The 22,706-nt window shown below is 54.6% G+C and carries 22 protein-coding genes and 1 pseudogene; 19 read left to right on the top strand and 4 right to left on the bottom strand.

Annotation, left to right across the window (positions count from 1 at the left end; translation table 11 throughout):
* Positions 1–3: 3 nt before the first annotated feature.
* On the bottom strand, positions 4–1,818 hold the full coding sequence (locus DFQ01_RS22665; protein ID WP_110046205.1) for a sensor histidine kinase: 1,815 nt from the start codon (positions 1,816–1,818) through the stop codon (positions 4–6).
* A 154-nt stretch (positions 1,819–1,972) separates the two neighbouring features.
* Here DFQ01_RS22665 and DFQ01_RS22660 point away from each other — a divergent pair, with 154 nt between their 5' ends.
* The 14 genes from DFQ01_RS22660 (at position 1,973) to DFQ01_RS22595 (ending at position 15,257) form a co-directional block, all read left to right on the top strand.
* The gene (locus tag DFQ01_RS22660) at positions 1,973–2,845 is read left to right on the top strand and encodes a carbohydrate ABC transporter permease (RefSeq protein WP_219993708.1); all 873 of its coding nucleotides are present in this window, start codon (positions 1,973–1,975) and stop codon (positions 2,843–2,845) included.
* Positions 2,842–3,675, top strand: a complete 834-nt coding sequence (locus DFQ01_RS22655; protein ID WP_245946831.1) for a carbohydrate ABC transporter permease — start codon at positions 2,842–2,844, stop codon at positions 3,673–3,675. The genes DFQ01_RS22660 and DFQ01_RS22655 overlap by 4 nt, the downstream gene beginning before the upstream one ends.
* Before the next feature lie 109 nt (positions 3,676–3,784).
* Entirely contained in the window at positions 3,785–5,152 is a 1,368-nt protein-coding gene (locus DFQ01_RS22650) for an ABC transporter substrate-binding protein (protein ID WP_110046204.1), read from the top strand.
* 141 nt (positions 5,153–5,293) lie between these two features.
* Entirely contained in the window at positions 5,294–5,635 is a 342-nt protein-coding gene (locus tag DFQ01_RS22645; protein WP_110046203.1) for an L-rhamnose mutarotase, read from the top strand.
* A gap of 6 nt (positions 5,636–5,641) precedes the next feature.
* Complete coding sequence (locus DFQ01_RS22640; protein ID WP_110046202.1) at positions 5,642–6,412, top strand: SDR family NAD(P)-dependent oxidoreductase; 771 nt, start codon at positions 5,642–5,644, stop codon at positions 6,410–6,412.
* Positions 6,413–6,454: 42 nt separating this feature from the next.
* The gene (locus DFQ01_RS22635; RefSeq protein ID WP_110046201.1) at positions 6,455–7,531 is read left to right on the top strand and encodes an enolase C-terminal domain-like protein; all 1,077 of its coding nucleotides are present in this window, start codon (positions 6,455–6,457) and stop codon (positions 7,529–7,531) included.
* Between the two features lie 23 nt (positions 7,532–7,554).
* Positions 7,555–8,574, top strand: coding sequence for a zinc-dependent alcohol dehydrogenase (locus DFQ01_RS22630; RefSeq protein WP_110046200.1), 1,020 nt, complete (start codon positions 7,555–7,557; stop codon positions 8,572–8,574).
* A 53-nt stretch (positions 8,575–8,627) separates the two neighbouring features.
* The gene (locus DFQ01_RS22625; protein WP_245946830.1) at positions 8,628–9,470 is read left to right on the top strand and encodes an amidohydrolase family protein; all 843 of its coding nucleotides are present in this window, start codon (positions 8,628–8,630) and stop codon (positions 9,468–9,470) included.
* 90 nt (positions 9,471–9,560) lie between these two features.
* Positions 9,561–10,556 (top strand): aldose 1-epimerase, encoded by a 996-nt coding sequence (locus DFQ01_RS22620; protein ID WP_110046198.1) that lies wholly within the window; start codon positions 9,561–9,563, stop codon positions 10,554–10,556.
* A 20-nt stretch (positions 10,557–10,576) separates the two neighbouring features.
* Complete coding sequence (locus DFQ01_RS22615; protein WP_110046197.1) at positions 10,577–11,680, top strand: fatty acid desaturase family protein; 1,104 nt, start codon at positions 10,577–10,579, stop codon at positions 11,678–11,680.
* A 76-nt stretch (positions 11,681–11,756) separates the two neighbouring features.
* Positions 11,757–12,074: a MocE family 2Fe-2S type ferredoxin gene (locus DFQ01_RS22610; protein ID WP_110046196.1), complete on the top strand. Its 318-nt coding sequence runs from the start codon at positions 11,757–11,759 to the stop codon at positions 12,072–12,074.
* 61 nt (positions 12,075–12,135) lie between these two features.
* Entirely contained in the window at positions 12,136–13,383 is a 1,248-nt protein-coding gene (locus DFQ01_RS22605; protein ID WP_110046195.1) for an NAD(P)/FAD-dependent oxidoreductase, read from the top strand.
* 16 nt (positions 13,384–13,399) lie between these two features.
* Positions 13,400–14,386, top strand: a complete 987-nt coding sequence (locus DFQ01_RS22600) for an aldo/keto reductase (RefSeq protein WP_110046194.1) — start codon at positions 13,400–13,402, stop codon at positions 14,384–14,386.
* Positions 14,364–15,257, top strand: a complete 894-nt coding sequence (locus tag DFQ01_RS22595; protein WP_110046193.1) for a creatininase family protein — start codon at positions 14,364–14,366, stop codon at positions 15,255–15,257. The genes DFQ01_RS22600 and DFQ01_RS22595 overlap by 23 nt, the downstream gene beginning before the upstream one ends.
* A gap of 92 nt (positions 15,258–15,349) precedes the next feature.
* Here the strand turns inward: DFQ01_RS22595 and DFQ01_RS22590 are convergent, their stop codons facing one another.
* On the bottom strand, positions 15,350–16,342 hold the full coding sequence (locus DFQ01_RS22590; protein ID WP_110046192.1) for a DUF1835 domain-containing protein: 993 nt from the start codon (positions 16,340–16,342) through the stop codon (positions 15,350–15,352).
* A gap of 89 nt (positions 16,343–16,431) precedes the next feature.
* On the opposite strand from DFQ01_RS22590, the gene DFQ01_RS22585 reads away from it, so the two are divergent.
* The 3 genes and pseudogenes from DFQ01_RS22585 to DFQ01_RS22575 form a co-directional block, all read left to right on the top strand.
* Positions 16,432–16,845 (top strand): VOC family protein, encoded by a 414-nt coding sequence (locus DFQ01_RS22585; protein ID WP_174812857.1) that lies wholly within the window; start codon positions 16,432–16,434, stop codon positions 16,843–16,845.
* A gap of 43 nt (positions 16,846–16,888) precedes the next feature.
* Positions 16,889–17,680 (top strand): class I SAM-dependent methyltransferase, encoded by a 792-nt coding sequence (locus DFQ01_RS22580; RefSeq protein WP_110046190.1) that lies wholly within the window; start codon positions 16,889–16,891, stop codon positions 17,678–17,680.
* A gap of 31 nt (positions 17,681–17,711) precedes the next feature.
* Positions 17,712–17,846 (top strand): annotated as a pseudogene (locus DFQ01_RS22575) (iron chelate uptake ABC transporter family permease subunit); the annotation flags it as partial.
* A 17-nt stretch (positions 17,847–17,863) separates the two neighbouring features.
* Here DFQ01_RS22575 and DFQ01_RS22570 read toward each other — a convergent pair.
* Complete coding sequence (locus tag DFQ01_RS22570) at positions 17,864–18,781, bottom strand: aminoglycoside phosphotransferase family protein (RefSeq protein WP_110046188.1); 918 nt, start codon at positions 18,779–18,781, stop codon at positions 17,864–17,866.
* A 514-nt stretch (positions 18,782–19,295) separates the two neighbouring features.
* Here DFQ01_RS22570 and DFQ01_RS22565 point away from each other — a divergent pair.
* Entirely contained in the window at positions 19,296–20,210 is a 915-nt protein-coding gene (locus DFQ01_RS22565; protein WP_110046187.1) for an NAD(P)/FAD-dependent oxidoreductase, read from the top strand.
* 21 nt (positions 20,211–20,231) lie between these two features.
* Here DFQ01_RS22565 and DFQ01_RS22560 read toward each other — a convergent pair whose 3' ends face one another.
* On the bottom strand, positions 20,232–21,002 hold the full coding sequence (locus DFQ01_RS22560; protein ID WP_110046186.1) for a helix-turn-helix domain-containing protein: 771 nt from the start codon (positions 21,000–21,002) through the stop codon (positions 20,232–20,234).
* 123 nt (positions 21,003–21,125) lie between these two features.
* Between DFQ01_RS22560 and pyk the strand changes: the two genes are divergently transcribed.
* Positions 21,126–22,541: a pyruvate kinase gene (gene pyk / locus DFQ01_RS22555; protein ID WP_110046185.1), complete on the top strand. Its 1,416-nt coding sequence runs from the start codon at positions 21,126–21,128 to the stop codon at positions 22,539–22,541.
* The last annotated feature ends 165 nt before the right edge of the window (positions 22,542–22,706 follow it).

Here is a 22,706-nt window from a genome sequence, read left to right as displayed (position 1 = left end):
AAGTTACACCTCCTCCGCTCGTGATTGAACGCCACCGATCGTAACGACGGCGCCCCCGGAAGGCGCGTCGGAAATCCGAAACGTCATCCGATGATTGTTGTACAGCATCTTCAGCCGGATATACACGTTCAATAACCCCATCCCATCAACACTCAAGCTTGGTGCTTTGCCTGTCCGATTCATCTCCTCGATCGCCTGCTGAATCCGTTCACGACCTTCTGTACGGAAGCCCGGCCCGTTATCCTGCACCTCGGCGAACCACAACGCGCCTTCTGAGTAGACGCGGACCGCGATATGCCAAGGCGGCGCGACCTTTGTGCCATATTTGACGGCGTTCTCGACGAGAGGCTGAATAATGAGCTTCGGCACTTGAATGGTGCGCAGCGCGGGATCGATATCGATTGAATACGTTAACCGGCTGCCGTATCGGAAGCCGATGCAGCGGAGAAACTTCTCCGTGTGCGCAAGCTCCGTATCCAGGTCTACATCAGACCCGTCATCCGATGAAATATAGCGCAGCAAGTCGGATAGATTGTCGATCATGCCAACGATCTCGTCATTCATTTGCTCTTCTGCCATGACGCTGATCGTCGCGAGCGTATTGTACAGAAAATGCGGATTGATCTGCGATTGAAGCGCCAGCATCTTCGCCTGCATCTCCTGATGCTGGGCGGTCATGAGCTCTTCCATCGAATATTTCAGCCGCTCGCCCATCTTGCCGAATGCCAGCTGCAGTCGGTCCAGCTCATTCAAGCCGCTCGTCGGTTCAATCGGTCCCATCGTCGTGATCTTCTCCAGATCGGTCGACTTGATCAGCTTATGCATACGCGCAATTGGCTTCGTTATGCGCTGCGCAGCCATGTAAGTTAATGCAACGGCAAGCAGCAGGACGGCAATAGCCAGTACCATGAATGCTTTCGTAAACGTACGGAGCGGCGCCATCAATGACTTCTCCGATAGAATGATCGCCGAGTTCCAGCCTGTATAGTCGGAATGCGTAATCGCGTACAACTCTCGGTCGCCCGTAACGGAGTTCATGGTCTTGCCTTCGCCGGGATGCTGGAGAAACTGCTGAACATACGCTAGTTCCGCCTCATGCCCGGTGCCGGTCGGATAGATCAGCTCGCCTTCGTCGTTATAGACGATGATGCCATCGCCCTGCGAGGAGACAACGGACTTGAACAGCTCATCGGCCGTCTTTTTCACTTCGACGATGCCTTCCGGCGTGTTGTACTTATCCGTGAAAACACGCAGCAGGGAGATCGAATAGGCGTCCTTGCGAGTCGTAACGACGGAGCGCATTTGCTCATCGAGTTCCGGCGTCGTCAGCACCTTCCCGTATTCGCCCGACATGACGTCCGCATACCACGATTTCGCGCTGAGCTCCAGCTGCATCCGGCGGTTATCGAAGCCGGAGGCGAACAGATTGCCTTCAAAATCATACAGGTTCACCTGTTGAACCGGAAACGCGGGACCGTTCGCCGCGACCAGAATGTCGGCGAGCTCCTTGGCATTGCGGATGCGTCCGGCTGCATCTTCGGCATCGGTATCGTCAGCCTTGCCCGTGTAGACGAGAAAACGCTCCTTGACGAGGTTGGAGTACAGAATGTTTTGCGACACCGTGTCCATCTTCTGCACTTCGAGATCAAGCTTATCTCTGACGGACAGCGAAGTGCCGGAGATCGTATCAGCCGCTTGCTCGTGCAGCGTGTCGGATGACCAGAGATAGAACAGCAGCAGCGAAATAAGCAGAATCAGTGCAATAATGACCGAGTACGTGAGGAACAGAACGGAACGAATCGATCGCTGGCGCAGCATAGCAGCAGGCACCTCCTAGAGCGTAAGGCAGCGGGTAAAATTTGTGCATCTCACTAGTCTGTTTTCTGCATGGTCGATTGATTATCTGTAATTCTATAATGAATCATAGCAAAAAGAAAGCGCATACAAAGCACTGGATTGGAGTGATAGGAGCTTGAACAACAAGACGTATCCGTATTATTTCTCGCTTGGGGCGATGCTGCTCTACGTGCTGCTGCTCGTCATTCCTGGTGTCGCGGGCATCGCTTATGCCTTCACCGACTGGAACAGCTACGACTCCGCCGTCCATTTTATCGGGTTAGACAATTTTAGGAAAGTGTTCTCTGGAGAGAATATGTATGTTTCATTTATCAAAAATACGCTTATTTTTACCATTGCAACAATCGTGCTCAAGACGGTTATCGGTTTCTTCCTAGCCCTTCTTGTAAACAAAGGCGTGCGTTTCCGTAATTTTCACCGCGCGGTCATGTTCATGCCGGCTGTCGTGCCGATGCTGATCGTCGGTCTTATTTTCAAATCGGTCCTTCACCCGGACACGGGGCTTCTCAACGAGTTTCTTCTTACGATCGGGCTCGGGTTTCTCGCTCAGCATTGGCTGACGGATCTGAACTTCGCGTTCAAATCGATCATCGGCGTCGACGTCTGGAAGGGCGCCGGCTATATCATGGTCATTCTGCTCGCGGGCCTGCAGTCGATACCGAAGGATTACGACGAGGCCGCAGAGATTGATGGTGCCGGTTACTGGCGCCGCATCTGGAACATTACGATTCCGCTGCTCATGCCTGCGCTGACGGTCACGCTCGTCCTTAACATGCTGTATGGGCTCAAAGTGTTCGATACCGTGTACGTGTTGACGAACGGCGGGCCGGGTTATGCAACAGAGGTGCTGTTCACGGGCGTATTCAAAGAATTCTCGATGGGTCGTTATGGCCTTGGCACGGCGCTGTCGACTGTCCTGTTCGTCTTCATGACGATCATCGGTTACTTCGTCGTGAAAGTGATGAGCCGAGAGGAGGACTCGCATTGAGCACGAATAGACGACTTCGCACGTATATGCCCTGGGGCAAAAATGTACTTGTATGGATTATCAGTCTGATTACGATCGCGCCGCTTATTCTCATTGTCATTAATTCGCTCAAGGACAGCGCGCAAGCGAGCTCGATGGGAATGGATCTGCCGACTTCGCTGCACTTCAGTAACTTCAAGACCGTCTTCGAACAGGGTAAGCTGGCCGGTTCGCTCTGGAACAGCGTGCTGTACGCGGGCGTATCGACGATCCTTTGTGTGCTGCTGGCGTCCATGGCCGCCTATGTGTATGCGAGAAGAAAGAGCCGGCTGAACCGATTCAGCTATCTGTTTATGCTGCTGGGGCTGGCGATGCCGCTGAACTATTTTACGCTGATGAAAATGATGCAGCTGCTTCATCTCGTCAATTCGCAGCTTGGCATCATCATCTTGTACGCAGCGGTTCAAATTCCGCTTAGCGTCTTTATTCTATACGGCTTCGTCGGCGGTGTTCCGAAGGAACTGGACGAAGCGGGCATTATTGACGGCTGCGGGCCGATCCGGCTCTTTTTCGACATTATTTTCCCATTGCTCAAGCCGGCTGCCGTTACCGTATTCATCTTGGCTTTTCTCAATTCGTGGAACGAGTTTCTGCTGCCGCTGTACTTCTTGAACTCTGCGTCGCAGTGGCCGATGACGCTGTCGGTATACAATTTCTTCGGGCAGTTCCAGATGCAGTGGAACCTCGTCAGCGCGGACATTGTGCTCACAAGTCTGCCTGTCGTTATCGTATACTTGCTGGGGCAGCGGTTCATTATCGCCGGCATGACGGCCGGTTCGGTGAAGGGGTAACCGGTTAAAAAAGTGCAGGCATGAAATCGGATTAGTGCATTTCAAGCACAAACGGCTCAATTATACAATGTAAGCGTAAACAAAATCGAACTTAAAGGGGTATCATTCGATGAGAAAAGCGGTTGGCATCTTAGCGGCAGTCGGCTTGACCCTTGGTTTGCTCGCAGGCTGCGGAAGCAGCTCGAACGAATCATCCTCGAAGGAACCAGCATCGTCCGGCACGGGCACGACGAAGACGGACAACACGCAGACGTCGGGTACGACGAAGCAGAATGTGACGCTAACGTACATGGCCAGCCAGGATTGGATTAAAGACTCGGAGATGCAGCTCGCGAAGAAGTTCGAAGAGCAGACGGGTATCCATATCGACTTCCAGATCGTTCCGGCCGACCAGTATCAGAACCTGCTGAAGGTGAAGCTGAACTCGAAGGAGGCGCCGGACATCTTCGGCGGTCAGGACGGCAAGTTCGACCTTGGTCCGCTGTATGACGTGGAGAAGAATGCGGTTGACCTGACGGCCGAGGAATGGACGAAGAGAGAGAATAAGCTGTTCCTCGAGCAAGCGACTTGGAACGACAAGGTGTATGCGCTGACGGTTTGGGATCCAACGTACGACTACTATGTGGTGTATAACAAACAGATTTTCGATAAGCTCGGCCTCAAGGTGCCGACGACCTATAGCGAATTCCTCGCCGTGTGCGAAGCAATCAAGCAATCCGGCGTGACGCCGATCTACGAGCCGGTATCGGACGGCTGGCATCACGTGCTCTGGTTCCCGTCGATCGGACCGAAATTCGAAGAAGCGAACCCTGGCCTTGTCGATAAGCTGAACAACAACGAGCTCAAAGTAGCTGACGTTCCGATTATGGAGCAGGCGCTGACGCAGTTCAACGAATTGGTGAAGAAGGGCTACATGGGCGAAAGCTACTTCTCCAACACGTTCGCAGACACGGAGAAAAATATGGCCAGCGGCAAGTTCGCAATGACGGTGCATAACCTCGGTCTGCCGCAAACGATCGAAGCAGCATTCCCTGATACGAAGGCGGATCAATTCGGTTACTTCCCGATTCCGCTCGTCGACAACCAACTGATGAACATCGCGCCGGCCGCGCCAAGCAAGTTCATTTACTCCGGCTCGAAGCATATCGAGGAGGCGAAGAAATACTTCCAATTCCTGACGCAGCAAGAGAATCTGCAATATTTCCTGGACAATGAACCGCGTTTCCTGTCGCTTGACTTCGAAGGCATCAACGGCCACTTCACGCCGGAGCAGCAGAAGTTCTTCGATACGTACGGCGCGAAGCAGGGCTCGGGCTTGCAGATGACTGCGAAATATGTGAATCCGCAATGGATGGATATCGGCAAAGACATGAGTGCCATGATCAGCGGTGCAATGGAGCCGAAGGATATTCTCAAAAACATGGATAAACGCCGCGAAGAGCAGGCGAAGGCTGCGAAGGATTCGGCTTGGCAGTAAAGCATGCGCGCTAGGTGCAATCCATCATGAGAGGTAGAGAGGAGAAACCGGTAGTGTGGGCTGCCATACGGCACTGCCGGTTTTTCTTTACCCAAAAACAGGGACTGAAACGGTCATTAGGCAGGAAATGAGGTCGATCGCATGGTCGAACGGTCGTTATGGAAGGCAGTATTGAAGCCTGATCAAGTCGAGCGGTATGAACGGCTGCATAACGAGCAGCCCGCGGCGATTGCCGCACAGCTTCACGATAAAGGGTTTGTGAACTTGAATATTTACCGGTCGGGACTCGCGGTGTTCATGACATGGGAGATTGATCCGGACCGAATCATACCGGACCGAATCGTGCGGGAGCATGCGGAACGGGAATGGGATCGGCTGACAGGCGATTGTTTCGCGGAAGGGTGGACACGGGTGCCGCTTATTTACCGCTTAACGGATCATTCATATAAAACGACAGGCTTGAATGACGCACTAGAGGAGTGACGAAGGATGAATAGAGGAATGAAGGGCGCGGCCGCAATCGTGACTGGATCGACGAGTGGAATTGGCCAGTCGGTTGCCGAGAAGCTGGCGGAGCAGGGCGTGCGTGTCATCGTACATGGACGCAATAAGGAAGCGGGGGAGCAAGTCGCGCGGGCCATTCGCGATGCGGGCGGCGAGGCGCTGTTCATCCAAGCGGATTTGCTCGATCCGGACGCGCCGGCGAAGCTGGTTAGCGAGGCGGTTCGGCTGTGGGGACGCATCGATTATATCGTCAACAATGCGGCGCTCGTATGCAACAAGCCGATCGAGGAAGTGGAGCAAGGCGATTGGGACCGGCTGCTGCAGGTGAACTTGAAGACGCCGTTCTTCCTCGTCCAGACAGCTCTCCCTTGGCTGGAAGCGAGCAAGGGTGCGGTTGTTAACGTGGGCTCAATCAATGGGACGATCAACAAGCCAAACAACTTCATCTACGATTCGATCAAAGCAAGCTTGAATCATATGACGCGCGGCCTCGCGCTGGATCTACGTGACCGGGGCATTCGGGTGAACACGCTTATGCCGGGCGGTGTCGCAACGCCGCTTATCGATCAGTGGTTCCATCAGATGTACGAGGATAAGGCAGAAGCGCAGCGGCTGGCAGATGCGGAGAAGGCGAAGCCGTTCATGGGACTGCCCGAGCAGATCGCGGATGCGGTCGTCTATCTATGCGGCGGCGGATCGTCTTGGATCAACGGCGCGGTCATTCCGATCGACGGCGGCTATAACATTGGAATTTAAGTACGAGGACTTTTTGAACTACCTCTAAGGAGCGGGTAAGTAATGAGAATTGTAGACGTCAAGGCATACGCCGTGAAGCAGCAGGTCGACATTCCGTTCAAATGGCGCAAAGGGCTTCCCGAAGGGGCGCATCTGAATGAGATGGGCATTCTTCGCATTATCACGGACGAAGGAATCGAGGGCATAGCCGTCGCGCAACGCGGGCTCATGACGGTTGATTATACAGAGCGCAGGCTCAAAGAAATGCTGATCGGCAAAAATCCGCTGCTCAAGGAGCAGCTGTGGCACGAAATTTGGGAGCTTGATCGTGCGGAAGAGTTTCAAATCTATTACATGGGGCTGGCAGATACGGCGCTGTGGGACATCACGGCGAAGAAAGCGGGCATGCCGCTCTACCAGCTGCTCGGCGGTTCACGCAATCGCGTGCAAGCTTATGCTTCTACCGTTACTTATAACACGACAGAGGAATATTGCCGGGTGGCGGATTACTGCTTAGAGCAAGGGTACAAAGCGATCAAGCTGCACGCATGGGGCGATATGAAAGCAGACGCGAAGCTGTGTGCCGATCTGCGCAAGCATGTCGGCGACGACGTCATTCTGATGTATGACGGCTCTGCGGGCTTCAATTTGCAGGAATCGATCTATCTCGGCAAAGCGCTGGAGCAGGCGGGCTATCACTGGTACGAGGAGCCGATGCGAGAGTTCAGCATCTGGAACTACAAGAAGCTGTGCGACGAGCTGACGATTCCGGTGCTCGCGGCGGAGACATCCGATGGCTGTCATTACAATGCGGCGGACTTCATCGTCCATGGCGCATGCGACATTATCCGTACCGGAACGGTGCTCAAGGGCGGCATTACCGGCTCGCTTCGCATCGCGCATATGGCAGACTGCTTCGGGATGAAAGCGGAAATTCACGGCGGCGACCAAGCGAACGTACAGCTGGCTTGCGGCATTAATAACAATACATTTTTTGAGGTGCTGGTTTGGGGTACAGGACCGATCGGCTTCGGTTATCCGGTGGAATCGGACGGATTCATTACGGCGCCCCAAGGACCGGGCATCGGCTATTCCTTCGACTGGGAAGAGATCGAGCGCAAAGCATACGCGAAGGCGTAACGAGCGAGGGGGTGAGACTTGCGATGAAAGCAATCTATTACGAGGGCAGCAAGAAGCTGGTCAGCGCTCCGGCGGCGGAGGCGTTGCCCGGTCCGGGAGATGTCCGCATTCGCGTCGCTTATGCGGGCATCTGCGGCACCGATCTTCATATCTATCACGGTCATATGGATGATAGAGTGACGATGCCGCAGGTGATGGGCCACGAGATGTCGGGCGTTATCGAGAATGTTGGCGAAGGCGTCGAAGGGCTGCAAGAAGGAGACAAGGTGACGGTTATGCCGCTTCATTCTTGCGGTCAGTGCCCGGCATGCGAAGCAGGACACAGTCATATTTGCCACAAGCTGAAGTTTCTAGGCATCGAGACGCCAGGCGCATTCCAAACGTACTGGACGGTGCCGGCTTTCACGGTTCACAAGCTTCCTGAATCGCTCGATTTGAAGCTTGCGGCGATGGTGGAACCACTTGCGGTTGCGTGCCATGACGTACGCATGGGCAGCGTGGAGAAGGGAGACTTCGTCCTTGTGATCGGCGGCGGGCCGATCGGTGCGCTCATCGCGATGGCGGCGCGTGAGAACGGGGCGAGAGTGCTCGTCTCGGAAATCAACCCGTACCGGCTGGAGCTGCTGGGCCGGTTAGGTTTCGAAACAGTCAATCCGCTCGATAGGGACGTTCTTGAGCTTGTGAATGGTCTCACCGCAGGCAAAGGTGCGGACGTCGTATTCGAAGTGACGTCGACGCAGGCAGGCGCCGAGCTGATGACGAAGGCGGCGAAGACACGCGGACGGATCGTCGTCGTCGGTATTTTCAACAAGCCGCCTGCGGTCGATTTGCATCGCTTCTTCTTCCGGGAGCTGCAGCTGTACGGCGCACGCGTGTACGAGACGGAGGATTTCGCCTCCGCGATTAAGCTGGCGGATGAAGGCCGACTGCCGCTTGGCGAGCTGATTACCGACGTGCTGCCGCTTGAACAGGTGGAGGATGGCTTCCGCAAAATGGAGAGCGGCGGCAATGCGATGAAGATTTTGTTAAACTGCGGCGTTTAATAGAGGTTGTTCAAAAAGTTCGCCTTTGATCACGAACTAATAGGAAGAGGTGCGTGAGAGTGATCATCGATTCGCACGTTCATATTTGGAATATTGACAAGGTCCGCTATGCATGGCCAACGCCGGACGATGCTGATCTGTATCGTAACATCGAACCTGTCGAATTGAAGCCGCTGTTAGGAGCGGCAGGCATTAACGGAACAGTGCTTGTGCAGGCGGCTGACCATGCAGAAGAAACGGACTATTTGCTAGAGCAGGCGAAGCAGCATGAGTATATCCTAGGCGTCGTCGGCTGGGTACCGATTGATCGGCCCGATGAAGCGAGACGGCAATTGGAGAAGCATGCGGGCAATCGGTATTTCAAAGGCGTTCGCCATCTCATTCATTGCGAGAACGATCCGGACTGGCTCGTGCGACCGGAAGTGCTGGAAGGACTTCGCGTACTGGCTGCTTATGGGAAGACGTTCGATGTTGTTGCCGTATTCCCCAACCATCTTAGGCATGTGCCGGATGTGGCGCAGCAGGTGCCGGGCCTTCGGATGGTGCTCGATCATTTGGCGAAGCCGCCGATTGCCTTGGGTGTTGGGATGGAGGAATGGGCAGCGCAGCTCGAAGCGGCGGCTTCTCATCCGAACGTGCATGGGAAGCTGTCCGGACTGAACACAGCCTGCGATTGGAACGATTGGAGTTCGGACGATTGGCGGGCGAGCGTTGAGGTCGCGATGCGCGCGTTCGGCGCGGAGCGGCTCATGTTTGGCAGCGATTGGCCGGTTGCCAATCTGGCTGGCGGGTACGAGCGGGTATGGGAAGCGACGAATGAAGTGCTTGCGGGGTTATCGGAGCGGGAACGAGCAGCGGTGCTGGGCGGCACGGCGAAGGCATTTTACAAGCTATAGAGATGAAGTTCAAAAAGTAAGTACCTTCTTGGTGCTGAAAACCGGACTTTTTGAACACGGATTATACGTACAAAACGAGGTGTTCATACGATGTTCCAATATGCGGCTCGAAGCGTGATAAAAGAAGGTTTCACCGTCATTGAGCTTCACGATGCGGCGACGGGTTCCGTTGCTGAGCTCGTGCCGGACATCGGCAGCAACCTGTACCGGTTCGACAGCCGCGGTCAGCGCGTCATCGTATCGCCGGACCGTCTGACATCGCTCAAGACAAGCGATTCCGCTGTGTTCCGATACGGAACGCCGATTCTGTTTCCGCCAAACCGCGTGAAGGAGGGCAGGTTCACTTACGCTGGCAGGGACTATGAGCTGCCGCTCAACGAACCGCCGGATTACCATCTGCATGGCGAGCTATGCAGCCGTCCTTGGGAAGTGGTCGAGCTGGGAGCGAACGATCAGGAGGGCGCATTCGTATCGACTCGGTTTCAGTACAGTGCTCACCCCGATGTGCTCCAATATTGGCCGCATGAGATGGAGTTTACGATGACGTATCGATTGGTTGAAGGTGTTCTGCATGTGAATGCATCCATTCGGAATGCAGGTGAGCATGAGGCGCCGTTTGCGTTTGGGTTTCATCCGTATTTTGCAGTGCCGTTCGACTCCGGTGAGGACCTCGTCCTGACCGTGCCTGCGGTGGAGGAATGGCCGATTACGAATTTGTCGTTCGTCACGGGACTGCCTCGTGCAACGGAACTGGTCGAGCGCGTTAATGAAGGACTGAATATCTCCGACTATCGGCCGCTCGGCTGTACGATGCTGACGCTTGCCGAAGGGGATTCGGTATGCCGAATCTCGATGAAATCGCGAAACTATACGATTGCCTATCGATTGTGCGAGCAATTGCCATATATGCTGCTGTTTCGCCCGGACTGGGCGCAGGCTTATTCGCTTGAACCGTATACGTATGTCACGGATGCTTTCAATCTGCCGTATGAGCCGGACTTGACTGGCGTGCGGGGCATCGGAGCGGGAGAGACGATTCGACTGCATACCGCGATGTGGGTGGAGCAGCATTCACTATTCGAATGAAGAAAGCGAGGCGTTGATCAATGGCTGCACAACCGAAGAAACGGGATTACAGCATCATTGGTCCCGAGAGCAAGCGTGCGCAGGATCGGGGACTAGCGTCTGCGGATTGGTACGCCAGTCCGATTCCGCGCAAGGAAATGAAAGAGTTAATGAAACGCAGGAATGGTCCAGCGATCCGCGACACGATCATTTGGTTCGGAGGGCTGGTCATACTCGGCTATCTCGCGTACTTGTCCTGGGGAACATGGTGGGCGATTCCTGCTTTTCTCGCATACGGCATTCTGTATGCGACGCCAGGCGATTCCCGCTGGCATGAATGCGGCCACGGTACGGCGTTTAAGACGCCTTGGATGAACGAGGTCATGTACCAGATCGCGTCGTTCATGGTGCTGCGTTCCGCAACGCCATGGCGCTGGAGCCATGCACGCCATCATACCGATACGATCATCGTCGGACGTGATCCTGAGATTATTACAGAGCGGCCGCCGATCTGGAAGGTCCTGCTGCTGCAAATTTTCCACCTGTACGGCGGACCGATCGAGATCAAACGATTCGTTCTTCACGCGTTCGGCAGGATGGAAGCGCAGGAGAAGGAGTATATTCCGCAGTCGCAGTTCAAGAAGGTGTTCTGGGAAGCGCGCGCTTATATGCTGATCATCCTTGGCGTTGTCGCCGCGTGCTTCTGGGCGGGAACGGTTATGCCTGCGATGTTCATCTTCCTGCCATCGTTCTATGGCGCATTCGTCGTTATTACGTTCGGAATTACGCAGCATCTTGGGCTGTACGAGGACGTATTGGATCATCGCCTCAACTCCCGCACGATCTACATGAATCCGCTGTTTCGATTTTTGTACTGGAACATGAACTACCATACGGAGCATCACATGTTTCCGATGGTGCCGTATCACGCGCTGCCGAAGCTTCATGCGGCGATGAAGGACGACTGCCCGGCTGCACGGCCTAGCTTGTGGGCAGCGCTCAAGGAAGTGTTCCATGCGCTGCGCCAGCAAAAGCATGACCCGGCTTATGTCGTCGTCAAGCCGCTGCCAGCGACCGCTCGCCCGTATATGGACGGCATCGCTCACGAGCTTGATTTCGAGAAGTGGATGCAGAAGCAGGCTTAAACGTTAGTTGGCAGTAGAGTGCGACATTCGAGGACTATTCGTTCTATTTATACCTATCAAAAAGGAGCTGTTCACCATGACGAACCCACAATGGATTGAAGCTTGCGAAGTTGACGACGTAGAAGAAGAGGATGTTATTCGCTTCGACCACGAAGACCGTACCTTCGCGATCTATCGTACGGATAAAGGCGAGTTCTTCGCCTCGGACGGCTATTGCACGCATGAGAAATTCCATCTGTCGAACGGTCTGGTCATGGGCAGCACCATCGAATGCCCGAAGCACAACGGTCGGTTCGATATTAAGACGGGCGCAGCGAAGCGGACGCCGGTGTGCGTTGACCTTCGGACGTATCCGGTGAAGATCGAGAACGATAAGGTGTTTATTCAAATCTAGCGGAACGATTGATCCAATACGCGCGTGTTGATACGACCATACGACGAAGGAGCATATGAGCATGACAGACAACGAAATGGTGATCGTCGGAGCGGGAGAAGCAGGCGCACGCGCTGCGGCTGAGCTTCGTGCGCAGGGCTTTGACGGACCGATCACGTTGATCGGCGACGAGCCGCATCTGCCCTATGAGCGCCCGCCGCTCTCTAAGGGGCAGTTGTGCGATGTCGAAGAGCCGGCACCAGCTTTCATTCTTACGAAGGAGAAGCTGGATGATCTTCAGATCCAGCTTCTATCTGGCGACGCTGCATCGCGCATCGATCGCAGCCGGCATATCGTTCAATTGGCGAGCGGCAGGGAAGTGCCTTATACGAAGCTGCTGCTCGCAACGGGCGCGAACCCTAGACGGCTGACGGTGCAAGGAAATGCAGCGGGCGAGCTGCACTATCTGCGCAAGTTCGGCGATGCACTCGCCATTCGCGACAGGATGAAGCCGGGCGCTCGCGTCGCTGTTATCGGCGGCGGCTTCATCGGCCTTGAAACAGCGGCCAGCGCAACTGCCCGCGAATGTGACGTTACGCTCATCGAGGTCGGTCCGCGCATTCTGATGCGCGGCGTGCCGCCGCAGATCGCCGAGATGGTTGAAGCGCGTCATCGACAGGCAGGCGTTCGATTCGCCATCGGCGTCATGATTGAACGAATCGACCGCGATCAAGACGGTTATTGGGTTAAGCTGGCTGACGGTTCCTTCATCGGCTGCGACTTGATTATCGCAGGCATTGGCGCGGTTCCCGAAACGACGCTTGCACAGGACTGCGGACTTGCCATCGAGAATGGCATACAGGTCAATGAATATTTGATGACGAGCGATCCTGATATTTATGCAGCAGGCGACTGCTGTTCGTTCCCGCATCCGATGTTCGACAACCGCCGAATTCGGCTGGAAGCATGGCGCAATGCGCAGGATCAAGGAACGCAGGCAGCCGTTAATATGCTTGGGGTCGAACCTGCCCCTTATGCTGCGCTGCCATGGTTCTGGTCGGATCAGTACGATCAGACGCTCCAAGTAGCGGGCCTTGCGGATGGAGCGAGTACGACGATCGAGCGGGATTTGAACGAGGCCGGGAAGCTGTTCTTCCATCTCGCGGAGGATGGCCGTTTGTTGTCGGTCAGCGGTATGGGGCCTGCAGGCGCCTTCTCCAAAGAAATGCGGCTGGCCGAAATGCTGGCCGAGAAGCAAGCACGGCCTGATGCAGCGTTGTTGGCTGATCCGTCAGTAAAGCTGAAGACGCTGCTTCGGGAATTCGATTAGAGGAGGATTCGACATCATGCAATATAACGCATTCGGCAAGCTGGGCGACCGCGTGTCTCGTCTCGGCTTCGGCGCGATGGGGCTTGGCGGCTCGTTCGGCACGTATTCAGATAAGGAGCTCATTCATTCTGTCCTTCACAGCCTTGATCAAGGCGTTAATTTCATGGATACAGCGCGCAACTATGGCGAGTCGGAGCGCATTCTCGGGCTGGCGCTCATGGAATGGAAGGGAGAGAAGCCGTTCATCGCTTCCAAAATCCAATCCAAAGGCCCGGGCAACCTCGGCTGGGGTCAGCCGATTCCGGTTGAGACCGCATTCCCCAAAGGCTGGCTGCGGGAGAGCACCGAGACGTCGCTTCGGCTGCTTGGCGTCGAGACGATCGACCTCATGCAGCTCCATCAATATTGGCCGCAGTGGGACCGCGTCGACTATTGGATGGACGAACTGCTGCAGCTGAAGCAGGAGGGCAAGATCCGCGGCATCGGCGTGTCCGTGCCGGACCAACGCCACGATATCGTGTTGTCGCTCGTACAAAGCGGGCGTATCGATTCGGTGCAGACGGTGTTTCATATTTTCGATCCGCTGGCATTGGACTGTCTCATCCCGATTGCGCAGGAGAACAATGTGGCGATCATCGCACGCTGCATTCTAGACGAGGGCGGGTTAACGGGCTTCTTGAAGGAAGATACAGCGTTCGAGGAAGGCGACTTCCGCCAATCGTATTTCGAATATTTGCCTCGCGAGATTTACATCGAGCGCGTCAATAAATTGAAGGAAGCTTTCGTCCCCCGCTATGCGGACAGCCTGGCGGAGCTGGCGATTAAGTTCGTGCTGCATCATCCGGGTGTTACGACGGCCATTAGCTCTATGCATGTGACGCAATATGCGGACGAGAATATCCGAGCGGCGGGCAAAGAGCCTTTGCCGGTTGAAGTGTTCGAGGAAATCCGCCGCCATTATCGGTGGGTGAGAAACTTCTATGAGACCAAGTACTGGGTCTAAGGCGTTATGGTCGGAGCTGCTGCCTCACGAGTTCCACAGTCGGTTGAAGGACAACTCGACGGTTTACCTGCCGCTTGGTTTGTGCGAGCCGCATGGGCAGGTCAGCGCGTTCGGGCTGGATACGATCAAAGCCGAGTGGCTGTGCGAGCGGGCAGCGCTTCGAATAGGCGGCATTGTCGCACCGTCGATGGGTTATCACATCCATGAATCGGGCTATCATGCACGTTGGCTGGAGGACGAAGTAGGCGATCACAATCCGTGTATGACCGGCATTCCGCCAGCGATTATGCTTCATCTGTTCTTGTACCAGCTGCGAGCGTTCGTGAATGCAGGCTTCCGTACGATCATCGTCGTCTCCGGTCACAGCGGAGGCAATCAGATCGATCTGCGGCGGGCGGCGGATCTGTTCATGCAGCGAATCCCGGTTCGAGTCTGGGTACGCAGCGATCCCGAGCTTGTGGAAGGACAGTTCGAAGGCGATCACGCGGGAAAGTACGAAATCTCGCAGCAAATGTATCTTCGTCCTGATTTGATCGACATGAGCGCAAGGGCATTCGAGAGCGAGCCAGGCTCCGGCGGCAGGCTAGCGCTTGGTTCAGATGCGGATGAAGCTTCGCCGGAGCATGGCAAACTTATTATGGAAGCTTGTCTAGATCGGCTGTGCATCGAAGCTGATCGGATGAAGCGGCTGCAGTCGAACGAAACCATCAATCCTATCTCCTACAGTGTGATTGAGTCTATCATGTCAGAGCTGCTTCAATCGGCTAACGAGTGGGTGACGGCTCAGCCATGGCCAGGGCAGGCGGCAGTGTCGTCGCAATCGAGGTGGAAGCCGTATGAGCGGTACGCGCCTGATCGCAATGAAAGTTAATAGACAACAAAAAAGGTTCTTCTCGGCTATTGCGGCGAGAAGAACCTTTTTGTTACGCGTTGGTACTCATTGTTACGAATTGTTATGCGGTGTTACAGCATGCGCAGCTGTCCTTTGCTTCGATCCCATCGCCAATCGATCGGTCCTTGCAGGTGCAAGCCCCCATACCATTCATCGATACCTGCGAATGCGACCCAGTTCTGTTCGCCGGCAAGAACCTTATGTCCTAACTCCGTAATGACAATGGAGCTCTGACTCGAAGGCAGCGGTGCTTCTAGTGAGGGTTCAGGCAGAGAGGCGGCACCTTGCAGCTCGAGCAGCGCATGCGGCTGACGCAGCATTCGTCTGAGCCAATAACCGAACTCTACGTCGCCCATGCCAAGCTCGTGCAGCTGGTCCCCGGTTTGTCTGAACAGTTCGATCGGTGAGGTGACGCCGTCTCTCACAAGCTCCAAGGCGGTTTGCTCCATGATGCCAAGTCCGTTGTAGGCAGATGGGAAGCGGTCGAGGTGGCGGGTGAATGCAGCATGGGCGTAAGGGAGTGCCGAGGTATCCTTTTGTACAATAGCGATGTGATCGTTGATATCCTGTGAGGCGTATGCCCTCCAAATCGCAGTGCCCAGCGCGAGTTCTTCCTCTCCAATCCGCCGCCATGTTCCTTCCAATGTCTCCAACTGCTCGACGCTTAATTGGCCTAAACCGTGGAAGGGCTCGATGCCGGGAAATTCACCGATGCAGAGCAGATGGAGCCGAGTCTGGCCAAGCGGCTGTTTACTGAGCTGGTGCAGCAAGTAGCCGAGCATCGCCTGGTCAAACAGATCATGCTCGAACCAGAGCACGACATCGTCGTGTTGATGGACGCCTCGAAGCTGTTCTTCTTGCTGCCTGGAACCTGCCATGAACTCTTCTGCAGGGATGCCGAGCGTCCGTTCGAGGTGCTGTGCCCGCATCAATAGCTCGGGGTCGTCCATCTCCGGAAATACAGGTCCGAACGAGTAGATTTCCCGCCAGACAAGAATGTCTCCATTAATTCGGCTCTTACGAAGTTTATTCCCGACAGAATCGCCATTCACAATGTGAAGCATGGGATCACCTCTCGTTTTTTTTGAATATCGGAAAATACTGGAATGTGATATAACGATAATTAAGATTGAATGTGAAGGAGGCGGCAGCTGTGACAGCGATCATTACGGATTCGAATCAAGCTTTTGATGTGAACGCTCCAAGTGAGTTGCAAGGTGTCGTTGTGGCTTATCTTCCGGCCTATCAGCTGGACGAGTCTGCGGCATGGTATGAACGATACGTCGGATATCAGGTAACGCATCGTGGCGATGTATACACGCTGGAGCGCGAAAGGTATTTGAAGCTTATTTTAGTAGAAATCGGCAGCACAAGCCACCCGATTCAATTCAATCGAGGCGGCGACTCCAATGCAGTGTTCATGGTCGGATCGGCCGATATCGATCGCTACCGCTCATTCTTGGTTCAGCAGGGAGTAGAAGTAACGGAGATCGTCGACCGTGGTGTATGCGGCAGGAGTTTTCAAATGAAAGACCCGGCAGGCAATCGCATCGTCGTAGACGGCTAAGTTCTATTAGATAGCGAGTATTCATCAAGGGAGGATTTCACCAGTGAGCCAGTGGAAAGCATTGACCGATCAGTCACGCGAAAGATGGGATCAGGTCGCGGGGTTCTGGGACGACTACATGGGCGAGCACAGCAATCGATTCCATCGGGAGATCGTTCGACCGTCAACGGAGCGGCTGCTTGAAGTGAAGGAAGGCGACATGGTGCTCGATATCGCTTGCGGCAATGGCAACTTTTCGCGCCGACTTGCGGATCTCGGCGCACAGGTCGTGGCGCTGGACTATAGCGCCGTCATGATCGAGCGTGCCAAGCAGCGGTCAACGTCCTACGAGGGTCGTATCGACTATCAGGTGGCGGATGCCACCGATTACGATGCGCTGCTCGCATTTGGAGCCGAACGTTACGATTGTGCAGTTGCGAATATGGCACTGATGGATATTGCGGATATTGGACCGCTGACGAGTGCGCTGGGCCAACTGCTGAAGCGGGACGGCGTATTCGTGTTCTCCATTCCACATCCTAGCTTCCAATCACCGAGCGCGCGCAAAATCCACGAGTCCGAAGAGATCAACGGACAGATCGTTACGCGCAACAGTGTGCAGATATCGAAATACCTCACCCCGGAATCGTTCGAGACGATCGGCATCAGGGGTCAGCCTGTCCCGCATCTGCTGTTCCACCGACCGTTGTCGTACTATATCAATTTGTTTTTAGGCGCCGGTTTCGTCATGGATGGGTGGGAGGAGCCAAGCTTCCAGCTCGATGCGGACAGCACAGCACGATTCGATTGGTACGAGCTGCCGCCAGCTGTCATTTTTCGATTTAGAAAGAAGTAAGGCTCCCACGAGCTAGTCTCATTGAACCTTCATTCTCGTACTGGCAGCCGACATCGCGGCTCGTTTCGTCGTGCAGCCAAGCGAACTGCCGGTCGGCGTATTCACCGCAGGGGTTGGCGCGCCATTCTTCATTTATATGTTATACCGAAATCGAAACGCGGCCTAGCAAAAGCCGCGTTTCGTTTATTCATGCAGCAGGCTCTCGGCGAAGGCTGCAGTTGCAAGCAGCTTCGCGTATTCCTCCGGCGTTGCGCCGTCTTCGGCGCACCAGCAGACGCCCATCGTTGTCTCGATATAGAGGCATTGTCGTAAGACTTGGCTTGGAATTTGAAGCTGCTCCGCGAAGACAGCGATGATGTGGTTGATTTTATCCCCAACCTCAGGGGTCATATCGTCGCCGAATTCATTCAAGATGAACCTTGGTGTATCGAACACAGGGTCGCCGATGACGCCTTTCGGGTCGATGATCCGATATTCGCCGTCCTCGCCAAGCAGGATGTTATCGTGGTGGAAGTCGCCGTGCAGCAGCATGGACTGTGCGTAGGTGGCTGTTACGACAGCGAGCATTTCCTGTGCACGGCGCATATGCTCGTACAATTCGATGCAGTCGTTGCGGGTGCTCATATAGTCGGTTATTCGGTTAACCCAACCGGCATAGGTCGGATACGAATCAGCTGCTGCAGGTGGGAGATGCATGTCCCGATAAAGCGAACAGAACACATCGAGGCGCTTATCGAGATCCTCTACCGCACGCAGCGGTGTGCCTGGCAGCATGCCCTGCTCCAGCAACACACCGGCTTCGAGGTCTGCCTCGAACACGCGGCACATGCGCCGTCCTGCATAATGATTGAGCGTTTGCCATTCCTTCTCAATGCCGCCGAATTCAACCTTGCTGATCTTCAGCACGGCTGCGCCGTATTGTGCGGAGTGACAGCGGAAGACGAGGTTGACGGAGTAGGATGGAATCAACTGCAATGACGTTAATGCCCATTTCTCCACATACGTCTCCATATCTTTCACGACTTTGTCATAGAACGGTTGGCCGAATCGGTTCACGATGTTCATTATTTCTTCGGTTTGAAAAAGATAATGGCTGCTCATCGCCGTCTTACCTCCATTATTGGAAATGTTACTCATTTGATTACTATAGTACCTCATTTGGTGAGTGAATCCGTACACCTTTTCTATTATTCATATGTGTCGAATACGTATCGTCTAGCGGTTGCCATTGCGACTAATCATGCCAACCGAAGCGTTTGAGCGTATGAACGGTTGCCAGAGGGGCTATTGTGAGAAAACGGACCGTTCCTAAGCAATAAGAAGCCGATAAGCGCCATAACAACCCTTACGCTTTGAAATCGTACATTCCAGCCCTAATAAGCTCCAATGCAACCGTCAGCGTCTTCTGCACCGCGCGCAGCTCCCAGCGCGCGGTGGGGCGGTACGGGCATCAACCACACCGGAATCCACAACCCACAAACCACAAACCATAGTCGCAATAAGTCAAGCAGCGGGACGCCGCATGATGCGGTCTGGTCAAACCTGTGCGGTGCGCCTACCTTTATTCTCGAAGCTTTTTGTTCATCCTATGGGAGTGAAGGAAAGGGGCGGGACGATGACTGGACAGGTCATAGATGTCGTCATTGCAGGAGGCGGACCAGCAGGCTTAAGCGCCGCGCTTGTGCTCGGCCGTTCGCTGCGAAGTGTCATGCTGATCGACGAGGGCAAGCCGCGCAATGCCGTCACGCGTCGATCGCATGGCTTCTTGACGCGTGATGGAACAGAGCCTGAGCAGCTGCGCATGTTGGGAAGAGAGGAGCTGCGTCGCTACGGAACAGTTGATCTGCGGCATGACACGATCGTGTCCGTGGAACGTGTGGCGGAAGGTTATTTTCGCTCGTATACGAAGGAAGGGCTAAAGCTTACGAGCCGAATGCTCGTCTTTGCGACGGGGATGAAGGAACGTTTGCCGGACTGGCCGGGGCTCGCTGACGTGTACGGCCGTTCTGTCTTTCCATGTCCTTATTGCGACGGCTGGGAGCTGCGCGATGCGCCGCTTGCGTTATTGGGCAACTGCGATAACAACCTGCTGGGGCACATTCAGCTCATTCGCACATGGAGCCGCGATCTTGTTGTGTGCACGGATGGTCCTGCTTCGTTAAATGACGAAGAACGTGGGCAGCTGCGTGAACGCGGCATTGCGCTGTATGAGCAGCCTATTGCCGCACTTGCGTCCAGTGATGGTCAGCTCGCGCACATTGCGCTTGAGGATGGGCTGTGTATTGCTCGAAGCGGCGCTTTCATAGCGGATACCGGCGCTCATGAGGCGACCGATATTCCACGGCTTCTGGGTGTTGGGCTTGAGCGGCGCGGCGTCTATGAGACGGGCAATCACGGGCTGACGCGTATTCCGGGTCTCTACATTATCGGGGACGCTAAACATGCCTTCACCGGAGTGGCCGGCGCCGTGAGCGAAGGCTACGAAGCAGGCGTTGCGATCAATCATGCTTTGGCGATTGAAGATTGGTAAAACGATCGAGAAGCCGGGGCGTTACTTGGAGTACGACGAAGGCGTCCGGCCCGTCGTCCGTTTGAACACTCGCTGGAAGTACGAAACATCGCGATAGCCGAGGTAATCGGAAATTTCGTTCACCGTCAGCAGCGAGTCCGTCAGCATGTAGATAGCCGTCTTCATGCGCGCTGTATGCACCGCTTCGCTGATCGTCTGGCCTGTCGCTCTACGGAACAGCGTGGCAGCATAGTTCGGCGTCCGGTTGATATACGCGCCAAGCTCGTCTTTTGTCACTTTCTCCCGATGGTATTGCTGGATATACTGCTTCATTCGTTCGACAAGCTTCTGCGTATTCGACGCGATTGGTCCTTGGTCGAATTCGCGGTTCCACAACGCGACAATTTCTGCAATGATGGCCGCGCCACGAATATTGGCATAGGGCGTTCCGTCCGTCCATTCTGTATGCAGAGAGCGAAGCCGATCGAGCATCCATTCGAACCGTCCGAGCCTGGCGTGGACTTCGACTGGCTGCTGCAGCAGCGGAAGCTCGCTCGCCAGCTGCTCGGCATGGAAACGAACGACGAGCTTCTCGTGGAAGACAGTCGGCACCGTTTTGCCATAATAGTCAGTGCCGGGCGGAATGAGGAGCAGATCGCCTTTTTCTAGAATAAGCTTGTCCGCACCGATCCAGTAGACGCACTTGCCATAGCTGACGAGCACGAGTGTATGCTTCTGATCCGTATCGGCACCTTCGGAATGACCGTACCAATTCATGCTTCGATCGAGCGTGACGTCAAGTAATTTCAACATGGCAAATCTTCCTTTACTCTGAATCGTACTATAATCTATTAAGAATACTATATTTCATATGCGAACGATAGTTTCAGCGTTAAAATATGACCATAAAGCATTCAACAGGAGGATTAACGAACTATGCGGAGAACGAAAATTGTTTGTACAATGGGTCCGGCGTGTGAGTCGGTTGACGTATTGAAGGAAATGATGAAAGCAGGCATGAGCGTTGCGCGTCTGAACATGGCGCACGGCGAACTGGAGGATCACAGCGCACGTATCGCTTCGATTCGACAAGCTGCAGCGGAGACGGGTTCGAACGTGTCGATTCTGATGGACATCAAAGGTCCTGAAATTCGTATCGGTAAGCTGAAAGAAGCTTCCTACGAGCTGAAAGCCGGACAAGACCTGACGTTCGTAACGGAAGAGCAGCTCGGCGACGGCGCGAAGCTGTGGGTGAACTATGCGGACATGCCGAAGGTAATGGAGCCAGGCGGCGTTATTTTGCTCGACGACGGTCTGATCGAACTGCGCGTGAACTCGGTTGACGAGAAGAACATTTATTGCACAGTCGTGAACGGCGGCGTAATTAAGCCTCGTAAAGGCGTTAACCTGCCAGGCGTTAAGACGACACTCCCGGGCGTTACGGAACGCGACGTGATGCATATCGAATTCGGTATTAAAGAAAATGTCGATATCGTGGCGGCGTCGTTCGTTCGTCGTGCAGAGGATGTTATCGAAATTCGTCGTCTGCTTGAAGAAGCAGGCGCTGGTCATATTCAAATCGTGTCGAAAATTGAAAACCAAGAAGGCGTTGAGAATCTCGACGCAATCATCGAAGCATCCGACGGCATCATGGTTGCACGCGGCGACCTTGGCGTAGAAATTCCGGTTGAAGACGTGCCGCTCATCCAGAAGGTTATGATCGACAAATGTAATGCTGCCGGCAAGCCAGTAATCGTGGCAACGCAAATGCTCGACTCGATGCAAGTAAACCCACGCCCTACACGCGCAGAAGTAACGGACGTTGCGAATGCCGTTCTGCAAGGTACGGACGCGGTCATGCTGTCGGGCGAGACGGCTGCAGGTAAATATCCAGTCGAATCGATCCGTACGATGGCGACAATCGCTGTCAAATCGGAAGAGATTATGGAATACGGCAGCAACCTGTACAAACAAGGCTTCGGCAAGTCGTCCAGCGTGACGGAAGTTATCAGTAAATCGGTTGTAAGCTCGTCGCTGGAGCTGGATGCGAAAGCCATTCTGACGCCAACGGAGAGCGGCTTTACCGCTCGTATGGTGTCGAAATACCGTCCGAAATCGCCAATCATCGCGATTACGTCCGATGAGCGTATTCAACGCCGTCTGGCGCTCGTATGGGGCGTTACGGCTGTGAAGGGCGACAAAGTGTCGACGACGGACGATCTGTTCGCAGCTTCGCTCGAAGCGGGCAAAGCGTCGGGCAGCCTGGAAGCTGGCGATACGGTTGTCATCACGGCAGGCGTTCCAATCGGCAAATCCGGTGCAACGAACCTGATCAAGATCGCACAAATTTAATGGATCATCCCGGGCTGACCGGGATAAATAAGAGCAGCCCCATAAGTCGAATTGAACTATGACCCGTAAAAAGGACACTTTTAAAAAAGTGACCCTCTTACGGGTCATTTGTGTTTTAATCAAGGGAAGAGGAGTGGATCGGATTGGGGAAAGTGCAACGGATCA

This window comes from Paenibacillus cellulosilyticus (assembly GCF_003182255.1).
In the GTDB taxonomy this organism is placed as follows: Bacteria; Bacillota; Bacilli; order Paenibacillales; family Paenibacillaceae; genus Paenibacillus_T; species Paenibacillus_T cellulosilyticus.
The sequence above is the reverse complement of the archived record's forward strand: the minus strand, read 5'-3'. Positions and strand labels throughout refer to the sequence as shown.